The sequence below is a fragment of the Kribbella sp. NPDC026611 genome (assembly GCF_040638345.1).
Lineage (GTDB): Bacteria > Actinomycetota > Actinomycetes > Propionibacteriales > Kribbellaceae > Kribbella.
In genome coordinates this window covers 645,905-661,356 of record NZ_JBEZYC010000002.1, presented here as the reverse complement: position 1 = coordinate 661,356, position 15,452 = coordinate 645,905, and the positions used below count along the sequence as shown (strand labels likewise).

Here is a 15,452-nt window from a genome sequence, read left to right as displayed (position 1 = left end):
CCTACACCTCGATGTGTGACCCGATGATGACCGTGCGGTCGCGGGGAAGCCCGAAGTACTCCGCCGCGTCCGCCGTGATGTGCGACGTGGCCAGGAACAGCTGCTTGCGCCAGCCGGCCATGGTCCGCGCCTTGCCCCGGCGGAGCTCGATCTTCGACAGGAAGTACGAGGCGTTGTCGAGGTCGATCGTGCCCTCGGTCGCCGCCGCGTCCAGCCTGGCCAGGGCGGCCGGCACGTTCGGGTTCTCCATGTAGCCGAACTTGGCGGTCACGTGCGTGATGCCGTCGTCGCCGTACCCGAGGTCGTTGACGGTCACCCGCTGGTCCTCGGCCACCCGCGGGACCGGCTCGGTGGTGATCGCGACGATCACGACGTGCTCGTGCCGGACCTGGTTGTGCTCGACGTTCGCACGCAGGGCGAGCGGTGCGCTCACGTTTCCGCGGTTCAGGAAGACCGCCGTTCCCGGTACGGTCCGGACCGGGATCTCACCGGAGCCGAGCTCGTCGATGAACTCCTGCAACGGGCCCTCGGCCTGCTCGCGTTCCGCGGTGACCACCTCCCGGCCGCGTTGCCACGTAGTCATCACGGTGAACGCGGTCAGCGCGATCAGCAGCGGCAGCCACGCGCCGTGCACCAGCTTGGTGAGGTTCGCGGCGATGAACAGGGCGTCGACCGACAGCAGGGGGACGGCACCGAGGGCGATTAGCCACTTCGGCACGTTCCACCGGTAGTGGGCGACGTAGAAGAACAGCAACGTGGTGATGGTGATGGTGCCGGTCACCGTCATGCCGTACGCGTACGCCAGGGCGGCCGAACTGCGGAACGCGAAGATCAGCGTCAGTACCGAGGCGAACAGCAGCCAGTTGACGAACGGAACGTAGATCTGGCCCATCGTCGTCGGCGACGTGTGCGCGACCCGGAGCCGGGGCAGGTACCCGAGCTGGGCGGCCTGCGAGGCGACGGAGTACGCGCCGGTGATCACGGCCTGCGAGGCGATCACGGTGGCTGCGGTCGCGAGCAGGACGAGTGGCAGCCGGCCCCAGTCCGGGACCAGTAGGAAGAACGGGCTGCTGATGTTCTTGTTGTCCTCGAGGATCAGCGCGCCCTGGCCGAAGTAGCTGAGCGTGCAGGCCGGCAGCACGAGGAACAACCAGCCGCGGCTGATCGCCCGGCGGCCGAAGTGACCCATATCGGCGTACAGCGCCTCGGCGCCGGTGACCGCGAGCACGATCGCCGCCAGCGCGAAGAACGCGATGTGGAAGTGACCGGTCAGGAAGCCGATCGCATAGGTCGGCGAGAGCGCCTTCAGGATGCCCGGGTGCTCGACGATCCCACTGATGCCGCAGGCACCGATCACGGCGAACCAAACGATCATGATCGGTCCGAAGACGCGACCCACGGACTCCGTCCCGCGGCGCTGGACCATGAACAGGATCACGATGATCACCGCGGTGATCGGTACGACGTAGTCGGTCAGCGACGGCTCGACGACCTTGAGCCCCTCGACCGCGGACAGCACCGAGATGGCCGGGGTGATCATGCCGTCGCCGAAGAAGAGCGACGCACCGAAGAGGCCGACCGACGCGAGCACGATCGCCGCCCGGCGACTGGGATGCGTGGACCGCCAGCGCCGCAGCAGCGTGATCAGCGCCATCACGCCGCCCTCGCCGTCGTTGTCCGCGCGCATCGCCAGCAGGATGTAGGTGACGGTGACGATGATCATCACCGACCAGAAGATCAGCGACACCACGCCGAAGACGTTATTGGTACTGACCGGAACCGGGTGCGGGTCCTCGGGGTTGAACACCGTCTGGAGGGTGTAGAGCGGGCTGGTGCCGATGTCGCCGAACACCACTCCCAGTGCTCCCACGACTACGGCAAGTTTGGCTGAGTTGTGGGCGTGCGGCGTGTGCGCCGACGCGGGGCTGACGTCCGGATCGCTCGCGGCCGTGCCGGCCGTGCCCGGAGTGTCGGCCGTTCCCGGCTCCTGCTGATTCGTCACGGGACCGGACGATACCCCGGCCGCGAGGTTAGCCGATGCATGTCGAGACGCCGCGGCCCGCTCCGACGTTCCAGGTGACTGTGGGACACGGAGGAGAGACACTAGAGAGGGCAGGGATCATGACGACACCGACGACGCCGGAGCAGGTACTACGGACCTACATCACGCTGACCGTGGTGTCGACGGGCGCGTCGTCCCTGATCTGGGGTATCAACACGCTGTTCCTGCTGGACGCGGGCCTGAGCATCGGGAAGGCATTTCTCGCGAACGCGTTCTTCACCGCCGGCATGGTGCTCTTCGAGGTCCCGACGGGCGTCGTCGCGGACACGGTCGGGCGGCGGACGTCGTACCTGCTGGGGACCGTGACGCTGTTCGCCACCACGCTGCTCTACCTGCTGCTGTGGCAGATTCACGCACCGTTCGTCTGGTGGGCGGTGGTGTCGGCGTTGCTCGGTCTGGGCTTCACGTTCTTCAGCGGTGCCACCGAGGCGTGGCTGGTCGACGGGTTGCACGCGACCGGGTACCAGGGTTCCCTGGACGCCGCGTTCGCGAAGGGGCAGGTGGCGAACGGGATTGCGATGATGGCCGGCGCGATCGGCGGCGGGTTCCTGGCCCAGTTCACGAATATCGGCGTTCCGTATGTCGCTCGTGCGCTGCTGCTGGCGCTGACGTTCGGCGTCGCCTTCCGGGCGATGTGGGACATCGGGTTCACGCCGAAGCCGCGGGTTTCGGTGCGCGGGGAGATGGGTGAGATCGTCCGGGCTTCGCTGCAGCACGGGTTGCTGAACCCGCGGGTTCGCTGGGTGATGCTGGCCGGGCCGTTCACCGCCGGGGTGAGTGTGTACGGGTTCTATGCCGCTCAGCCGTACTTGCTGCAGCTCTACGGGCACGCCGACTCCTACTGGATCGCGGGGCTGTCGGCCGGGATCGTGGCCGGCGCGCAGATCGCGGGCGGCGCGTCGGCGTCGTACGTCGCGCGGATCTTCACCGACCGGATCATGATCCTGATCGGGGCGATCGTTGCCTCGGGCACTGTGATCGCGCTGATGGGGCTGGTCACGTCGTTCTGGATGGCGCTCGGGCTGCTGATGCTCTGGGGGACGATGTTCGCGGCGATGAGCCCGGTGCGGCAGGCGTACCTGAACAGCCACATCCCGTCGGCGCAGCGGGCGACTGTGCTCTCGTCGGACAACCTGCTCGGCTCCGCCGGTGGTGTGGTGATCCAGCCGGCGCTCGGGCGGTCCGCGGATCTGTGGGGCTACGGGCAGGCGTACCTGCTGACCGCGGGGATCCAGCTGTTCTCGGTGCCATTCCTGCTGCTGGCCCGGCGGACCGGGAAACCGGTCGAGCCCGGGGCGGAGAAAGCCTTAGCCTTGCAGCCGTGACAGCGCGCTTGGTGATCGTCAACGGCGGATCCAGTTCGGGGAAGACGGGCATCGTCCGCTGCCTGCAGGCTGTGCTGGAGGAGCCGTGGTTGGCGTTCAGCGTGGACGACTTTGTGGCCGCGCTGCCGACCGGTCTAGACGGGGCGACGGCCGGATTCGAGGTCGGGGCTGGCGGTGCGGTGTCCGTCGGGCCGGAGTTCACGCGGCTCGAGGCGGCGTGGCGGACCGGGCTCGTCGCGATGTGCCGGGCCGGGGCGCGGGTGATCGTGGACGACGTGTTCCTCGGCGGCGGTGACTCGCAGGAGCGCTGGCGGGGTGTGATCGGTGACGTCGAGACGCTGTGGGTCGGCGTACGGTGTGCGCCCGAGGTCGCGGCCGGTCGAGAGCTGGCTCGTGGGGACCGGGCGCGGGGGATGGCAGCCGGGCAGGCGCTGATCGTCCACGAGGGCGTGAAGTACGACGTCGAGGTCGACACCTCCCGAGCCGAGTCGATCGATTGTGCGCGAACGATCGCCAGCTACGTTAGTTGATCGCTTGCGATCGGGACTGATCGTTCGGTGCTGGGGCTGATCGCTTGCTCGCCGAGGCGATCGACGGTCGCGAGAGCGGTGATGATTCGGTCGCGGTGGTCGCCGGCGACGAGGTCGGGGTCGTCGCCGGCCAGGATGCGTCGTACCGATTGCAGGTGGACGGTGCGGTAGGCCGCGACCGCCAGCGCGGCGGTCAGCTCCGGCTCTGGTACTTCGGTCTGCCGCATCGCGGCGGCGATCGCCTGCTCGAGCTGCTCGGTGAGCTCGCGGGCCCGAGCCTGCAACGCCCGCGACTCGCCGACGACCACCCAGAATCGCCGGAAACGACCGCGGATCGTCGATAGCGGGTGGCGCTCGTCGGCAAGGCGAACCAGCAACTCGGACAGCGCGGCAACCGCAGAGGTGCCGGCCGGGCGATCGGTGATCGCAGCGACGACCAGCGCCTCGGCCTCGGGGTAGCGGTCGAAGAGCAGGTCTTCCTTGCGGGCGAAGTGCGCGAACACTGTCGGCCGCGCGACATCCGCCGCCTCGGCCACCTCGGTCACCGACACGGCGTCGAACCCCCGGTCGAGGAAGAGCGCGGTGGCCACGTCCGAGATCCGCGTTCTGAGCTCGGCCTTCTTCCGCTCCCGCCGCCCGGGCGTCGCCTCGTCCACGCAGGCAGAATAGAAGGATTCCATACTGGATAAAAAGATGTACTGAGTATGATTTTCGTTGCTACCCTGCCGGCATGCTTTCGATCGGGGTGAACTATGACACCGGGTTCGTGTACGACAGACGCAACACCCGCCGGCGTTTCGATGCCGACTCGGTGCGCCGCGACCTGGCGGTGATCGCGGACCAGCTGCATGCTCCGGCGGTGCGGGTGTCGGGCGACGATCCGGAGCGGCTGGTGACCGCGGCGGAGGCGGCGCTGGCGGCAGGGCTCGACGTCTGGTTCTCGCCGATGCCGATGGATCTGGAGCCGGCCGAGTTCATCGCGTACCTGGCCGACTGCGCCGGACACGCCGAGACGCTGCGGCAGTCCGGGCGGGGCGAGGTCGTGATGGTGCTCGGCTGTGAGCTCTCGCTGTTCTGCAAGGGCTTCGTGCCCGGGGAGACGGCGAAGGAACGGATCGCGGTGATGACTGATCCGGCGACCTGGTCGGATCCGGAGCGGCAGGCCGAGCTGTTTGCCGGCCTGCAGCGCTGGACCGCCGTGCAGCAGGAGCTCGTGAGCGCCGCCCGGAGTGCGTTCGCCGGCCGGATCACGTACGCCGCCGGCCTGTGGGAAGACGTGAACTGGGAGCTGTTCGACATCGTCAGCGTCGACGCGTACCGCGATGCGCAGAACGCCGCGACCTTCGCAGATGAGCTGGCCTCCCGGTCGAAGTGGGGGAAGCCGGTGGTGGTGACCGAGTTCGGCTGCTGCACGTACCGCGGCGCGGCCGATCGCGGCGGGATCGGCTGGATGATCGTCGATGCCAGCACCGATCCGCCGGCGCTCGATGGGACGTACGAGCGGCGGGAGGAGGAACAAGTGGAGTACCTGCTCGAACTCGTCGAGGAGTTCGACAAGCTCAACCTGGCAGCCGCATTCTGGTTCAGCTTTGCCGGCTTCGAGCTGCCGCACCGCCCTGGCGACCCGCGGCACGATCTGGACCTGGCGGCGTACGGGCTGGTCGCGGTCGACGACGAGGGGCACTGGCAACCGAAACAGGTCTTCGGCAAGCTCGCCGAGCTGAACCAGCAACGCTCCTGACGGCGGGAGTGCCGTACCGTCCTTCTCCGGTACTCGTGGAGATCTCTTGTGGAGCGTGGAGGATCGCGGGATGGGACCGGAGAGCGGTGAACTGAGCGAGATCGTCGACGGCGTGTACGCCTATGTGCAGCCGGACGGCACGTGGTGGGTGAACAACGCCGGCGTGGTCGCCGGTGACGGTGGTGTCCTGATCGTGGACACCTGCGCGACCGCGGAGCGGACGAGCCGGTTTCTCGGACTGGCCGCGGCCGCGACCGGGGTCGACGTACCGCGGTGGGCGGTGAACACGCACCAGCACGGTGATCACAGCTACGGGAACAGCCTGTTGCCGGAGTCAACGGTCCTGATCGGTCATCGAGCGATGCGGGCCGCGCTGGCGACGGACCCGATGATCGACCAGTGCCCGCCGGCGTGGTCGCCGGTTCCGGACTGGGGCGCGGTCTCCCGGCGCTTGCCTGACGTCGTGATCGACGCCGGCCTGACGCTGTACTCCGGTGACCGCCGGATCGAGCTCCACCACCCCGGATACCCGGCCCACACGCCGGGCGACGTGATCGTGTGGTTGCCGGCGGAGAAGGTGTTGTTCACCGGCGACCTTGTGTTCAACGGCCTGACCCCGCTGGTCGCAATGGGCTCTGCCGAGGGCGGTATCCGTGCTCTCGACTGGCTACGGTCCTTCGGCGCGGAGTACGTCGTACCCGGGCACGGGCCGTTGCTGCCGGGAGCCGACGTTCCGGACGTGTTCGGGAAGCTGGAGAGCTACTACCGGCTGGTGCTGGAGACCGCGGAGAGCGGGCGGCGGGAGGGTCTCAGCCCGTTGGAGGCGGCCCGGAAACGTGATCTCGGCGAGTTCGCGGAGTGGGCCGACAGCGAGCGTCTGGTGCTGAACCTGCACCGCGAGTACGCGCTCGCCACCGGCGGAGAGGTCGGCCTGATGGCTGCGCTACGCGACGCCATCGAGTTCAACGGCGGTCCGCTGCGGACCACGGTCTGACTGGACCACCCGGTACAGTTAACCGGGTGCTGACAGCCAAAGGTACGGCGACCCGCGGGCGGATCATCGACGCCGCCGCGGCCGAGATCCGGGACCGCGGGATCACCGCCGTGACGCTCGACGACATCGGCCGCCGGAGCCGGACCGGCAAGAGCCAGCTGTTCCACTACTTTCCGGACGGCAAGGAGCAGCTCCTGCTCGCGGTAGCCGAGCGCGAGGCCGATCGGGTGCTCGAGGACCAGGAGCCGCAGCTCGGCCGGCTGACCTCGTGGGCCGCCTGGCGCGAGTGGCGCGATGTCCTCGTCGAGCGGTACCGGCGGCAGGGCGTGAACTGCCCGCTCGGCGTGCTGATCACCGAGGTCGGACGGCACGCCCCGGCCGCGCAGGCGGTGACGGGGAAGCTGCTGGCCCAGTGGGAGCAGCGGATCCGGGCCGGGGTCGAGGGTATGCAGGCCGCGGGTGAGATCCGCTCCGACGTGGACCCCGCCCGCGCATCCGCGCTGCTGATGGCCGCGATCCAGGGCGGGGTCGCGATCCTGATGTCGTCCGGATCGTCGACCCACCTGGAGTACGCGCTGGACTCCTGCCTCGACTATCTCCAGTTGAGCACCGGCGGCTGATATCCGGCCGGCTTGTCGGCCACCTTCGCGCCCGGCGTCACGATCCAGCTCTGGTACTGCGGTGTGAACATCCGGTACACCGACTCGGGCGGCACGGCGCTCGCCTCGTCGAGGGCAGAACGCAACTCGGCCGGGATCTCGAACTCGAGCGCCTGGATGCTGGTCGCGAGCTGCTCCGGCCGGCTCGCGCCGACAATGGCGGCGGCGATCCCGGGCTGCGTCGCCGCCCAGTTCACCGCGACCTGTGCCATCGTGACGCCCAGCTTGTCCGCGACCTCCTTGATTGTTGCCAACAGCCCCCATTGCCGGTCGTTCCAGGTCCAGCCTGGCGTACCGTCACCGGCGAGCCGGCCGTCGCCGTTCAGACCCTGGTCGTCGCGGCGGTACTTGCCAGTCAGGAACCCGCCCGCCAGCGGGCTCCAGGCGGTGATGCCGAGGCCGAGGTCCTGCGCCATCGGGACATGTTCGGTTTCGATCGTTCGCTCAACCAATGAGTAGGGCAGTTGCAGGTTGATCATCGGCGGCAGACCGTGCGCGTCGGCGAGGCTCTGGGCGCGGGCGGCGTACCAGGACGGTACGTCGGAGAGTCCGGCGTACCGGATCTTGCCGGCCCGGGTGAGATCGTCGAACGTACGCAGTACCTCGTCGACCGGGGTGATCCGGTCCCAGGTGTGCAGCAGGAAGAGGTCGACGTAGTCGGTGCCGAGGCGGCGAAGTGACGCGTCGAGGGCGCGGATGAGGTGTTTGCGGCTGTTGCCGCCGGCGTTCGGGTCGCTGTGGTCGATGCTGTTGGTCGCCTTGGTGGTGAGGACCATCCGGTCGCGCATCCCGGTCATCAGCTTGCCGAGGATGCGTTCGCTCTCGCCGGCGGTGTAGAAGTCGGCGGTGTCGATGAAGTTGCCGCCGGCCTCGACGTAGGTGCTGAAGATCGCGCTGGCGTCGTCCTCGGTCTTCCCATACGGCGCGTGGAATCCCGCCGTACCGAAGTTCATCGTGCCGAGGGCGAGCCGGCTGACGCGGAGGCCGGACCGGCCGAGCAGGTAGTAGTCGTCAAGTGCCATGGCTTCAGCGTTGCTCGACAAATTTGGACCGGCAAGTACATTCCGCCGCGAAACGGTGCTGCGTGAAAGGATCTCGACGTGCGCTTGTCTGAACAGCAACGGATCACGCTGGAACGTCTCGCCGACCTGGTGGTCCCCGTCGACGACCATCCCTCCGCGTCTCAGGCGGGCGCGGTCGCCTTCGTAGAACAGGTCCTGACCGCCGACCGTCCCGACTGGTTCCCCCGAGTGGAACGAGCCCTCAGTGTTGCCGCCCCCCTCGTGACCCACAGCACGGGGCTGGCCCCGGTGCTGGACCCGGTGCTGGCGGACGTGGACGGGGCTTGGCTGATCCGGCTCGTGGCACAGGGCTACTACGCGGCGCCGGCGACCTGGGCTTCGGTTGGCTGGCGGACGGAGGACCTCACGCCGGTGGAGACCGAGCTGACGCTGACGCCGCGATCGGCCCTCGCCGATCGCTACGACTGCGTCGTGATCGGCTCCGGAGCCGGTGGGGGAGCGGCGGCTCAGGTGCTCGCCGAGTCGGGGCGGTCGGTCCTGGTCGTGGAGCTCGGGGCGTATCCGAGCACGAGAGCGCTCGCCACGGATCACCTCCGGAACCCGCGCTCGGTGGTCGGTCTGCCCGCTCCGACCGATCCCGATCCGGCCGGGAGACCGCGGATCTCGGTCGTCGACGGTGTCCGGAGCACGGTCTACCCGGCGGACGGCGGCTGGGGGAACAACGCGTTCACAGTCGGCGGCGGGACCCGGGTGTACGGCGCGCAGGCGTGGCGGTTCGTCCCGCGGGACTTCACGATGGCGACGACGTACGGCGTACCGCCCGGGAGCGCTCTCGCGGACTGGCCGATCACGTACGACGACCTGGAGCCGTTCTACTCGCTTGCCGAGCAACGGTTCGGGGTGAGCGGCGGCGGGACGGATCCCTGGCATGAGCCGCGATCGATTCCGTTGCCGATGCCGCCGATGCCGCGGACCGGACCGGCGCAGCTGCTCGCGGAGGCCGCGGAGCGGCTGGGGTGGGGGACGCTCGACGTACCGCTGCTGATCAACTCGGTCGACTACCAGGGGCGGTCGGGCTGTGTCAGGTGTGCGATGTGCGTCGGGTTCGCGTGTCCGGTCGCGGCGAAGTCGGGAACGCACAACACCGCGCTCCCGGCCGCTCTCGCCACCGGAAACTGCACGCTGATCACGGAGACGACGGCCGAGCGACTCGTGACCGACTCCGCCGGCCGAGTCACCGGGGTGGCGCTGGTGGCGAGCGACGGGAACGGCGGGATCTGGCGTCAGACCGTCGCCTGCGCGGAGGTCGTGGTCGCCGCGGGCGCCTCCGAGACGCCGCGGTTGCTGCTGAACAGTGCACACGACGGCGAACCGGACGGCCTCGGGAACAACCACGACCAGGTCGGCCGGCATCTGCAGGCGCACGTGTACGCCGGTGCGGTCGGGCTTTTCGAGGACGAGATCGTCGACTTGATCGGGCCCGGCGTTTCGATCGCGACGTGCGACTTCCGGCACGGGAACGACGGGATCGTCGGCGGCGGGATGCTCGCTAACGAGTTCGTTCCGACCCCGGCGTCGACGTACGACTATTTGACCGGCGCCGGCCTGATCCCGCCGGCGGGTGCGGCGGGCAAGGCGGCGATGCGGCGCGAGGTACGGCGGATGCTGCGCGTCGTCGGGCCGATCCAGGAGGTCACGTCGGCCGAGTCGCGGGTGCGGGTGGACCCGCGGGTCGTGGACCGGTTCGGGAATCCGGTGGTGGTGACGAGCGGGTCGATCCATCCGGAGGACGTTCGGTCGCAAACGTTCATGAGTGCGAAGGCGCGGGAGTGGCTGGAGACCGCGGGGGCCGTGCGGACCGCAATTGGTCGGATGGGATCACTCGATCATGCGAGCACCGGGCAACATCAGGCCGGGACGTGCCGGATGGGGACCGATCCGGCGCACTCCGTCACCGATCCGTTCGGCCGCGTCTGGGGACACGACAATGTGCGGATCGCTGACGGTTCGCTGCATGTCACCAACGGCGGCGTGAACCCGGTGCTGACGATCCTCGCGAACTCGCTCCGGATCACGAGCCAAATGGTGCGTTAGCTGACGCGGGAGATGCCGACGCCGCTGCGGGCCTCGCGGCCGTACTTCGCGAGCTCGGCGGCCAGGTCCAGGCGGCTGACGCCGGTCTTCTGGCGGTCCTCGTCGGTCAGCAGGTCGGCGGGGATGATCCAGACGATCTCGAACTCCAGGCCGTCGGGGTCCCGGCCGTAGAGCGACTTCGTGGTGCCGTGGTCGGACGCGCCGACCAGGGCGTCGTTGTCGCTCAGCGCCGTGGCGAGATCCTGCAGGTCGCCGAGCGTGTCGACCTCCCAGGCGAGGTGGTACAGCCCGACCGTCGAACGGCCGGCACCGGACGGACCCGCCTGCGCGCCGAGCTGGAACAGCCCGAGGTCGTGGTCGTTGGTCGATCCCGGGGCCTGCAGGAACGCGGCGCCCGGAATCGTGTCGCCGGACTCGGTGTAGCCGAAGCCGAGGACGTCACGGTAGAAGGCGACGCTCGCTGCGACGTCGCGCACGTACAGGACCGCGTGGTTCAACCGGAAGATCGCCATACGACGATAGTAGTTGAAGCCTCAACTTATTGCCAGCGCCGGCGGGGAGCTTTCCTCCGGGGGCCGGCCTGCTGGGTGGATTTCTTCTTCGCCGGAGCCTTCTTGGCGGTTTCTTTCCGGGGTTTGGCCGGTGCCTCGGCCGAGGGGCCGCGGGAGCTGTTGACCGTGCGGCCGCGGACGATGCCGATGAGCTGCTCGACCAGGTCGGTGGTCTGGTCCTCGCGCCAGGAGAGCGCTACCTGAGACTCCGGTACGCCGGTCAGCGGGCGGTAGGTCAGGTCCTTGCGATGGTGCAGCCGGGCCAGCGACTGCGGTACCACCAGCAGCCCGGTGCCCATGGCAACCAGTGCGACCGCGTCGGCGGTCGTGGCCGGCCGGTCGGTGACCGGGCGCCCCGGCGGGTGCTCCCAGTCGAGCTCGTCGTCCAGCGGGTGCTGGACGAGCTCGTCCTCCAGATCCTCGACCGTGACCTCGTCGGCCGCCGTGACCAGGTGGTCCTTGGGTACGACGACCACCGTCTGCTCGACGTACAGCGGGATGGCGTGCAGGCCCTCGCGGTCGATCGGGAGCCGGAGGAGTACGGCGTCGAGCTCGGATCGCCGGACCAGGTCGGGAGCGTCGGCCGCGGTCACCTGGACGAGGTCGAGCGGGATCCGCGGGAAGCGCTCGGCCCAGATCCGGGCCCACTTCGCCGGGGTCACGCCGGGGACGTACCCGAGGCGGAAGCTGGGTTGTCCGGTCACGGGCTCAGGTTACCGGGCGTTACGCTGCTGCCATGAACGCGCGGAAGACCACCCAGACCATGAAGCCGGCGACGGCGGCGAAGAAACTCGAGGTGTACCTCCCCGCGACGCCGGCCGAGTTCCAGGAGGGTGTGGTGTCGCGCGAGGAACTGAACGCGCTGCAGGCCGACCCGCCGGAGTGGCTGCGCGAGCTCCGCAAGAACGGCCCGCACCCGCGGTCGGTGGTCGCCGCGCGGCTCGCGGTGTCGATCAGCGGCCTGGCCCGCGCCGGCATCACCGAGGCCCTCACCACCGCCGAGATCGAACAGATCCGCTCCGAAAACCCCGACTGGCTCCAACACGAACGCGCCACCCAGGCCGAAGTCCGCCGCCAGGAAGCCGAACAGAAGAAGAGCTGAGGGTCATTCAGAAGTCTCAGCTGAGCTTTCACGGAAGAGATTAAAGAAGAAGAATAACAGAACAAAGGAAGAGATTTAGGGTAGTGGCTGGCTGCGGTGACCGACTTGGATCTCAGCCGCGCGACAGTGCGTCAGAACGCACGTCGACCCGCAATGGAAGGATTGAGATCGGGGCACTGGTCAGTCGTATCTTCCCTCTTACTGCGGGCTCCGGCCGCCCGCCGACGCCAGCCACGCCTCTGATTTGAGGGTTAGAAGTCACCAGTCGCGTCGGTAGGGTTCGAGGCGGCTGGTGATGCGGATGATGTGTGGATGTTCAGGCCCTGGCGCAGCGCAGCCGTTCACCGGAGCAGTTGTGTTTGCTGTCCGCGTGGTTCCCGGTCGGCACCAGCGTCCCGTCGACCAGCTCCTCACGGTCGACGAACGCGCCGCCGCAGCTCGGCGGGTCGATGTGCGTTCTGAAACACTGACGTCGCGTGGCTAATCTCCGGTCGGTCACCGAAGCCAGCCATCACTCTAAATCTCTCTTTTCCTCTGATCTTTTTTGGATCTCTTCCTTGAAGGCCTACTCGGGCTTCTGAATAGCCCCTCTTTCTTCCTTTCTCTTCTTCTTCTTGAATCTCTTCGCTTTTCTTTGTTCTTCCTGTGCTTGAAACCTGCTTAGACGATTCGGACGCGGAGGCGGCGGAAGCCTTTGCCTTTGCTTTCCATTTTTATGACCTCCAGGCGGCCGATCAGGGACGTCGAGGCTACGTGGGTGCCGCCGTCGGCCTGGGTGTCGAGGCCGGCGATGTCGACGATGCGGACGATCTCGATGTCGGGGGGCAGCAGGTTCGTTGCCGTGCGGATGATGTCGGGGATGGCGAACGCCTCGTCGCGAGGGAGGTTGCTGACGGTGATCCGGCGGTCGGTGCGGATCTCGGCGTTCACCGCCTGGGCGACCCGGTCCTTGAAGTCCGGCGGGACCTCCGCCAGGTCGAAGTCCATCCGCGCGGACAGCGGCTCCATGTTCCCGCCCGTCACCAGCGCACCGAAGTCGCGGAACACCACGCCGGTCAGCACGTGCAGCCCGGAGTGCGTCCGCATCAGCTGAGTACGCCGCTCGTCGTCGAGCGCGCCGCGGACCGCAGTACCGACCGGCGGTACCGGATCACCCTCGGCCGGGACCAGGTAGAGATCATCACCCTTGGTCGTACCAACGATCCGGGTCCGGACGCCGCCCCACAGCAGCACGCCCTCGTCCGGCGGCTGCCCGCCACCGCCGGGGTAGAACGCGGACCGGTCGAGCACGATCCCGCGCTCCGGGTCCACCCCGACGACGGTCGCATCCCATTCCCGGACCGACGCGTCGTCCAGGTCGAGCCGATGCGTGTGCCCGTGCTGATTCGCTGACGTGCTCATGGTCCCCGACTCTAACAACCGTCGCAGCAGCTCCTACAGTGGTTCGCGTGAGGCGGCCGATCGCAGTGCAGCTCTGGTCGGTCTACGCGTTGGCGCAGCAGGGTTTTCCCGGCGTACTCCGGCAGATCAGCGACCTCGGGTACGTCGCCGTCGAGGCGTACGAACTGCACGGCCTGAAGCCGACCGCGGTACGGCGATTGCTCGACGAGCTCGGCCTCGAGCTGTGCAGCTCGCACGCACCGTTCCCGGCCGGACCGGACGCCCACAGGATCCTCGACGAGCAAAGCGAGCTCGGCGCGCCGGTGCTCGCGTGGAGCCTGGAAGCAGAGGAGTTCGCGACCGCGGACAGCATCGCGCGCGGGGTGGAGCGGGTGAACGAAGGCGCCGCGAACGCGCGGGAGTACGGCCTGTGGATCGCGTACCACAACCACTGCGCGGAGTTCTCCCGGCTGCCCGACGGGCGACGCGCGTACGACGTTCTGCTCGACCAGCTCGACCCGGACGTCCTGCTGGAGCTCGACGTGTACTGGGCCGCGCTGGCCGGAGTGGACCCGGCTGCGGCAACCCGCGAGCTCGGTGACCGCGTCCGGTTTCTGCACGTCAAGGACGGCCCGGCGAAGACGGTCGAGGACGCGATGGTCGCGGTCGGTCAAGGCAGCCTGGACATCCCCGCGATCCTCGCCGCGAACCCGTGGGCCGCATGGCACATCGTCGAGCTGGACCGGTGTGACACCGACGTCATGACAGCGCTGCGAGACAGCTACGACTACCTGGTCGGCAACGGCCTCTCGCTCGGCCGGAGGCCTGTCAGCTGACGAGCGCAGTGAAGGCGTCCAGGGCTCGACGGATGTTCTCCACCGAGTTCGCGTACGAGAACCGCAGGTGGTTCTCGCCGTACTCCCCGAACGACGTTCCCGGCAGGACCGCAACGCCGGCCTCCGCCAGCAATCGATCCGCGAGCACCGACGCCGGCTGACCCAGCTCGCTGACGTTCGGGAACGCATAGAACGCTCCACCGGGCTCGACACAGGAAACACCCGGTACGGCGTTCAGCCCGGAAACGATCACCTCGCGCCGCTCCCGGAAAGCCGCCAGCATCTCGTCGACCGCGTCCCACGGACCGTCGAGCGCCGCGATCGCGGCGTACTGGCTGAACGCCGACGTACAGGAGACCGAGTTGATCAGCAACCGGGTCACCGGCTCGACCAGCGGCTCCGGGAACACGCCGAACCCGAGCCGCCAGCCGGTCATCGCGAACGTCTTCGACCATCCGTCGAGCAGGATGGTCCGCTCGGCCATCCCGTCGAGGTCGAGCACGCTGTGGTGCTCTCCGTCGTACCGGAGGGCCCAGTAGACCTCGTCGCTGAGCACCACGAGATCGTGCTCGACAGCGATCTCGGCGATCGCCTCGAGCTGCTCCGGCGTCGACGCGCTCCCGCACGGGTTGTGCGGGGAGTTGAGGATCAGCAGCTTGGTCCGCTCGGTGACCAGCGACCGCAGCTCCTCGGGATCGATGACGAACCCGTTCTCCTCGCGCAGCGGCACCGGGACCGGCGTCGCCCCGGCGAAGGCCGCGATCGACGCGTACATCGGGAACCCGGGGTCCGGGTAGAGGACCTCGTCACCGGGTTCGCACAGCGCCATGATCGTGAAGAACATGATGGGCTTGGCCCCGGGCGTGACGACAACGCGGTCCGGCGACGTTGCGAGCCGGCCGGAACGCTCCAGGAACGAGGTCACCGCCGTCCGGAGCTCCGGGATCCCCGGCGCCGGCACGTAGTGCGTGTGGCCCTCGTCGAGGGCCCGCTGGGCGGCGGCGACCACATGTGGGGGAGTGTCGAAGTCCGGTTCCCCGATCTCGAGGTGCACGATCTCCCGCCCGGCCGCTTCCAGCGCCTTGGCCTTGGCAAGAACCTCGAACGCCGACTCGGTCCCGAGCCGCTCCATCCGCCCAGCAAGCTTCACACCACC

Annotated in this window: 15 protein-coding genes; 8 read left to right on the top strand and 7 right to left on the bottom strand. The window is 68.5% G+C overall.

The genetic code is table 11. From position 1 onward, the window contains the following. Nucleotide 1 precedes the first annotated feature (1 nt). On the bottom strand, nt 2-2,002 hold the full coding sequence (locus tag AB0E69_RS09215) for a potassium transporter Kup (protein WP_360141983.1): 2,001 nt from the start codon (nt 2,000-2,002) through the stop codon (nt 2-4). Between the two features lie 119 nt (nt 2,003-2,121). Between AB0E69_RS09215 and AB0E69_RS09210 the strand changes: the two genes are divergently transcribed. Together AB0E69_RS09210 and cpt are read left to right on the top strand one after the other, a co-directional pair. Further along, nucleotides 2,122-3,387, top strand: coding sequence for an MFS transporter (locus tag AB0E69_RS09210; RefSeq protein ID WP_360141981.1), 1,266 nt, complete (start codon nt 2,122-2,124; stop codon nt 3,385-3,387). Beyond that, on the top strand, nt 3,384-3,917 hold the full coding sequence (gene cpt / locus AB0E69_RS09205; protein WP_360141979.1) for a chloramphenicol phosphotransferase CPT: 534 nt from the start codon (nt 3,384-3,386) through the stop codon (nt 3,915-3,917). Before AB0E69_RS09210 ends, cpt begins: the two co-directional genes overlap by 4 nt. Here cpt and AB0E69_RS09200 read toward each other — a convergent pair. Then, nucleotides 3,905-4,573: a TetR/AcrR family transcriptional regulator gene (locus tag AB0E69_RS09200; RefSeq protein WP_360141977.1), complete on the bottom strand. Its 669-nt coding sequence runs from the start codon at nt 4,571-4,573 to the stop codon at nt 3,905-3,907. The genes cpt and AB0E69_RS09200 overlap by 13 nt on opposite strands. Before the next feature lie 74 nt (nt 4,574-4,647). Between AB0E69_RS09200 and AB0E69_RS09195 the strand changes: the two genes are divergently transcribed. The 3 genes from AB0E69_RS09195 (at nt 4,648) to AB0E69_RS09185 (ending at nt 7,272) form a co-directional block, all read left to right on the top strand. Then, nucleotides 4,648-5,658, top strand: a complete 1,011-nt coding sequence (locus AB0E69_RS09195) for a hypothetical protein (RefSeq protein ID WP_360141975.1) — start codon at nt 4,648-4,650, stop codon at nt 5,656-5,658. Nucleotides 5,659-5,728: 70 nt separating this feature from the next. Then, nucleotides 5,729-6,652, top strand: a complete 924-nt coding sequence (locus AB0E69_RS09190; RefSeq protein ID WP_360141973.1) for an MBL fold metallo-hydrolase — start codon at nt 5,729-5,731, stop codon at nt 6,650-6,652. 26 nt (nt 6,653-6,678) lie between these two features. Then, on the top strand, nt 6,679-7,272 hold the full coding sequence (locus AB0E69_RS09185) for a TetR/AcrR family transcriptional regulator (protein ID WP_360141971.1): 594 nt from the start codon (nt 6,679-6,681) through the stop codon (nt 7,270-7,272). On the opposite strand, the gene AB0E69_RS09180 is transcribed toward AB0E69_RS09185, so the two are convergent. Further along, nucleotides 7,245-8,333 carry an aldo/keto reductase gene (locus AB0E69_RS09180; protein ID WP_360141969.1) on the bottom strand — a complete coding sequence of 363 codons (1,089 nt, stop codon included), beginning with the start codon at nt 8,331-8,333 and terminating at the stop codon, nt 7,245-7,247. The two genes, AB0E69_RS09185 and AB0E69_RS09180, sit on opposite strands and share 28 nt — an antisense overlap. A gap of 78 nt (nt 8,334-8,411) precedes the next feature. Between AB0E69_RS09180 and AB0E69_RS09175 the strand changes: the two genes are divergently transcribed. After that, nucleotides 8,412-10,427 carry a GMC oxidoreductase gene (locus AB0E69_RS09175; protein ID WP_360141967.1) on the top strand — a complete coding sequence of 672 codons (2,016 nt, stop codon included), beginning with the start codon at nt 8,412-8,414 and terminating at the stop codon, nt 10,425-10,427. Here the strand turns inward: AB0E69_RS09175 and AB0E69_RS09170 are convergent. Both AB0E69_RS09170 and AB0E69_RS09165 read right to left on the bottom strand, forming a co-directional pair. Continuing rightward, on the bottom strand, nt 10,424-10,939 hold the full coding sequence (locus tag AB0E69_RS09170) for a VOC family protein (RefSeq protein WP_360141965.1): 516 nt from the start codon (nt 10,937-10,939) through the stop codon (nt 10,424-10,426). The genes AB0E69_RS09175 and AB0E69_RS09170 overlap by 4 nt on opposite strands. Before the next feature lie 26 nt (nt 10,940-10,965). After that, nucleotides 10,966-11,682 carry a LysR family substrate-binding domain-containing protein gene (locus tag AB0E69_RS09165; RefSeq protein ID WP_360141963.1) on the bottom strand — a complete coding sequence of 239 codons (717 nt, stop codon included), beginning with the start codon at nt 11,680-11,682 and terminating at the stop codon, nt 10,966-10,968. A gap of 32 nt (nt 11,683-11,714) precedes the next feature. On the opposite strand from AB0E69_RS09165, the gene AB0E69_RS09160 reads away from it, so the two are divergent. Beyond that, the gene (locus AB0E69_RS09160; protein WP_360141961.1) at nt 11,715-12,080 is read left to right on the top strand and encodes a DUF5997 family protein; all 366 of its coding nucleotides are present in this window, start codon (nt 11,715-11,717) and stop codon (nt 12,078-12,080) included. Nucleotides 12,081-12,740: 660 nt separating this feature from the next. Here AB0E69_RS09160 and AB0E69_RS09155 read toward each other — a convergent pair. Further along, the gene (locus AB0E69_RS09155) at nt 12,741-13,481 is read right to left on the bottom strand and encodes an alanyl-tRNA editing protein (RefSeq protein WP_360141959.1); all 741 of its coding nucleotides are present in this window, start codon (nt 13,479-13,481) and stop codon (nt 12,741-12,743) included. Nucleotides 13,482-13,528: 47 nt separating this feature from the next. Here AB0E69_RS09155 and AB0E69_RS09150 point away from each other — a divergent pair, with 47 nt between their 5' ends. Next, nucleotides 13,529-14,296: a sugar phosphate isomerase/epimerase gene (locus AB0E69_RS09150; protein WP_360141958.1), complete on the top strand. Its 768-nt coding sequence runs from the start codon at nt 13,529-13,531 to the stop codon at nt 14,294-14,296. Here AB0E69_RS09150 and AB0E69_RS09145 read toward each other — a convergent pair. Next, on the bottom strand, nt 14,289-15,446 hold the full coding sequence (locus tag AB0E69_RS09145) for a pyridoxal phosphate-dependent aminotransferase (protein WP_360141956.1): 1,158 nt from the start codon (nt 15,444-15,446) through the stop codon (nt 14,289-14,291). The genes AB0E69_RS09150 and AB0E69_RS09145 overlap by 8 nt on opposite strands. Nucleotides 15,447-15,452 lie beyond the last annotated feature (6 nt).

What these genes read in the sequence shown, in the direction of transcription:
- AB0E69_RS09210 (WP_360141981.1), top strand. Translation starts at nt 2,122, where the DNA reads ATGACGACACCGACGACGCCGGAGCAGGTACTACGGACCTACATCACG.
- AB0E69_RS09195 (WP_360141975.1), top strand. Translation starts at nt 4,648, where the DNA reads ATGCTTTCGATCGGGGTGAACTATGACACCGGGTTCGTGTACGACAGA.
- AB0E69_RS09190 (WP_360141973.1), top strand. Translation starts at nt 5,729, where the DNA reads ATGGGACCGGAGAGCGGTGAACTGAGCGAGATCGTCGACGGCGTGTAC.
- AB0E69_RS09180 (WP_360141969.1), bottom strand. Translation starts at nt 8,333, where the DNA reads ATGGCACTTGACGACTACTACCTGCTCGGCCGGTCCGGCCTCCGCGTC.
- AB0E69_RS09170 (WP_360141965.1), bottom strand. Translation starts at nt 10,939, where the DNA reads ATGGCGATCTTCCGGTTGAACCACGCGGTCCTGTACGTGCGCGACGTC.
- AB0E69_RS09160 (WP_360141961.1), top strand. Translation starts at nt 11,715, where the DNA reads ATGAACGCGCGGAAGACCACCCAGACCATGAAGCCGGCGACGGCGGCG.
- AB0E69_RS09155 (WP_360141959.1), bottom strand. Translation starts at nt 13,481, where the DNA reads ATGAGCACGTCAGCGAATCAGCACGGGCACACGCATCGGCTCGACCTG.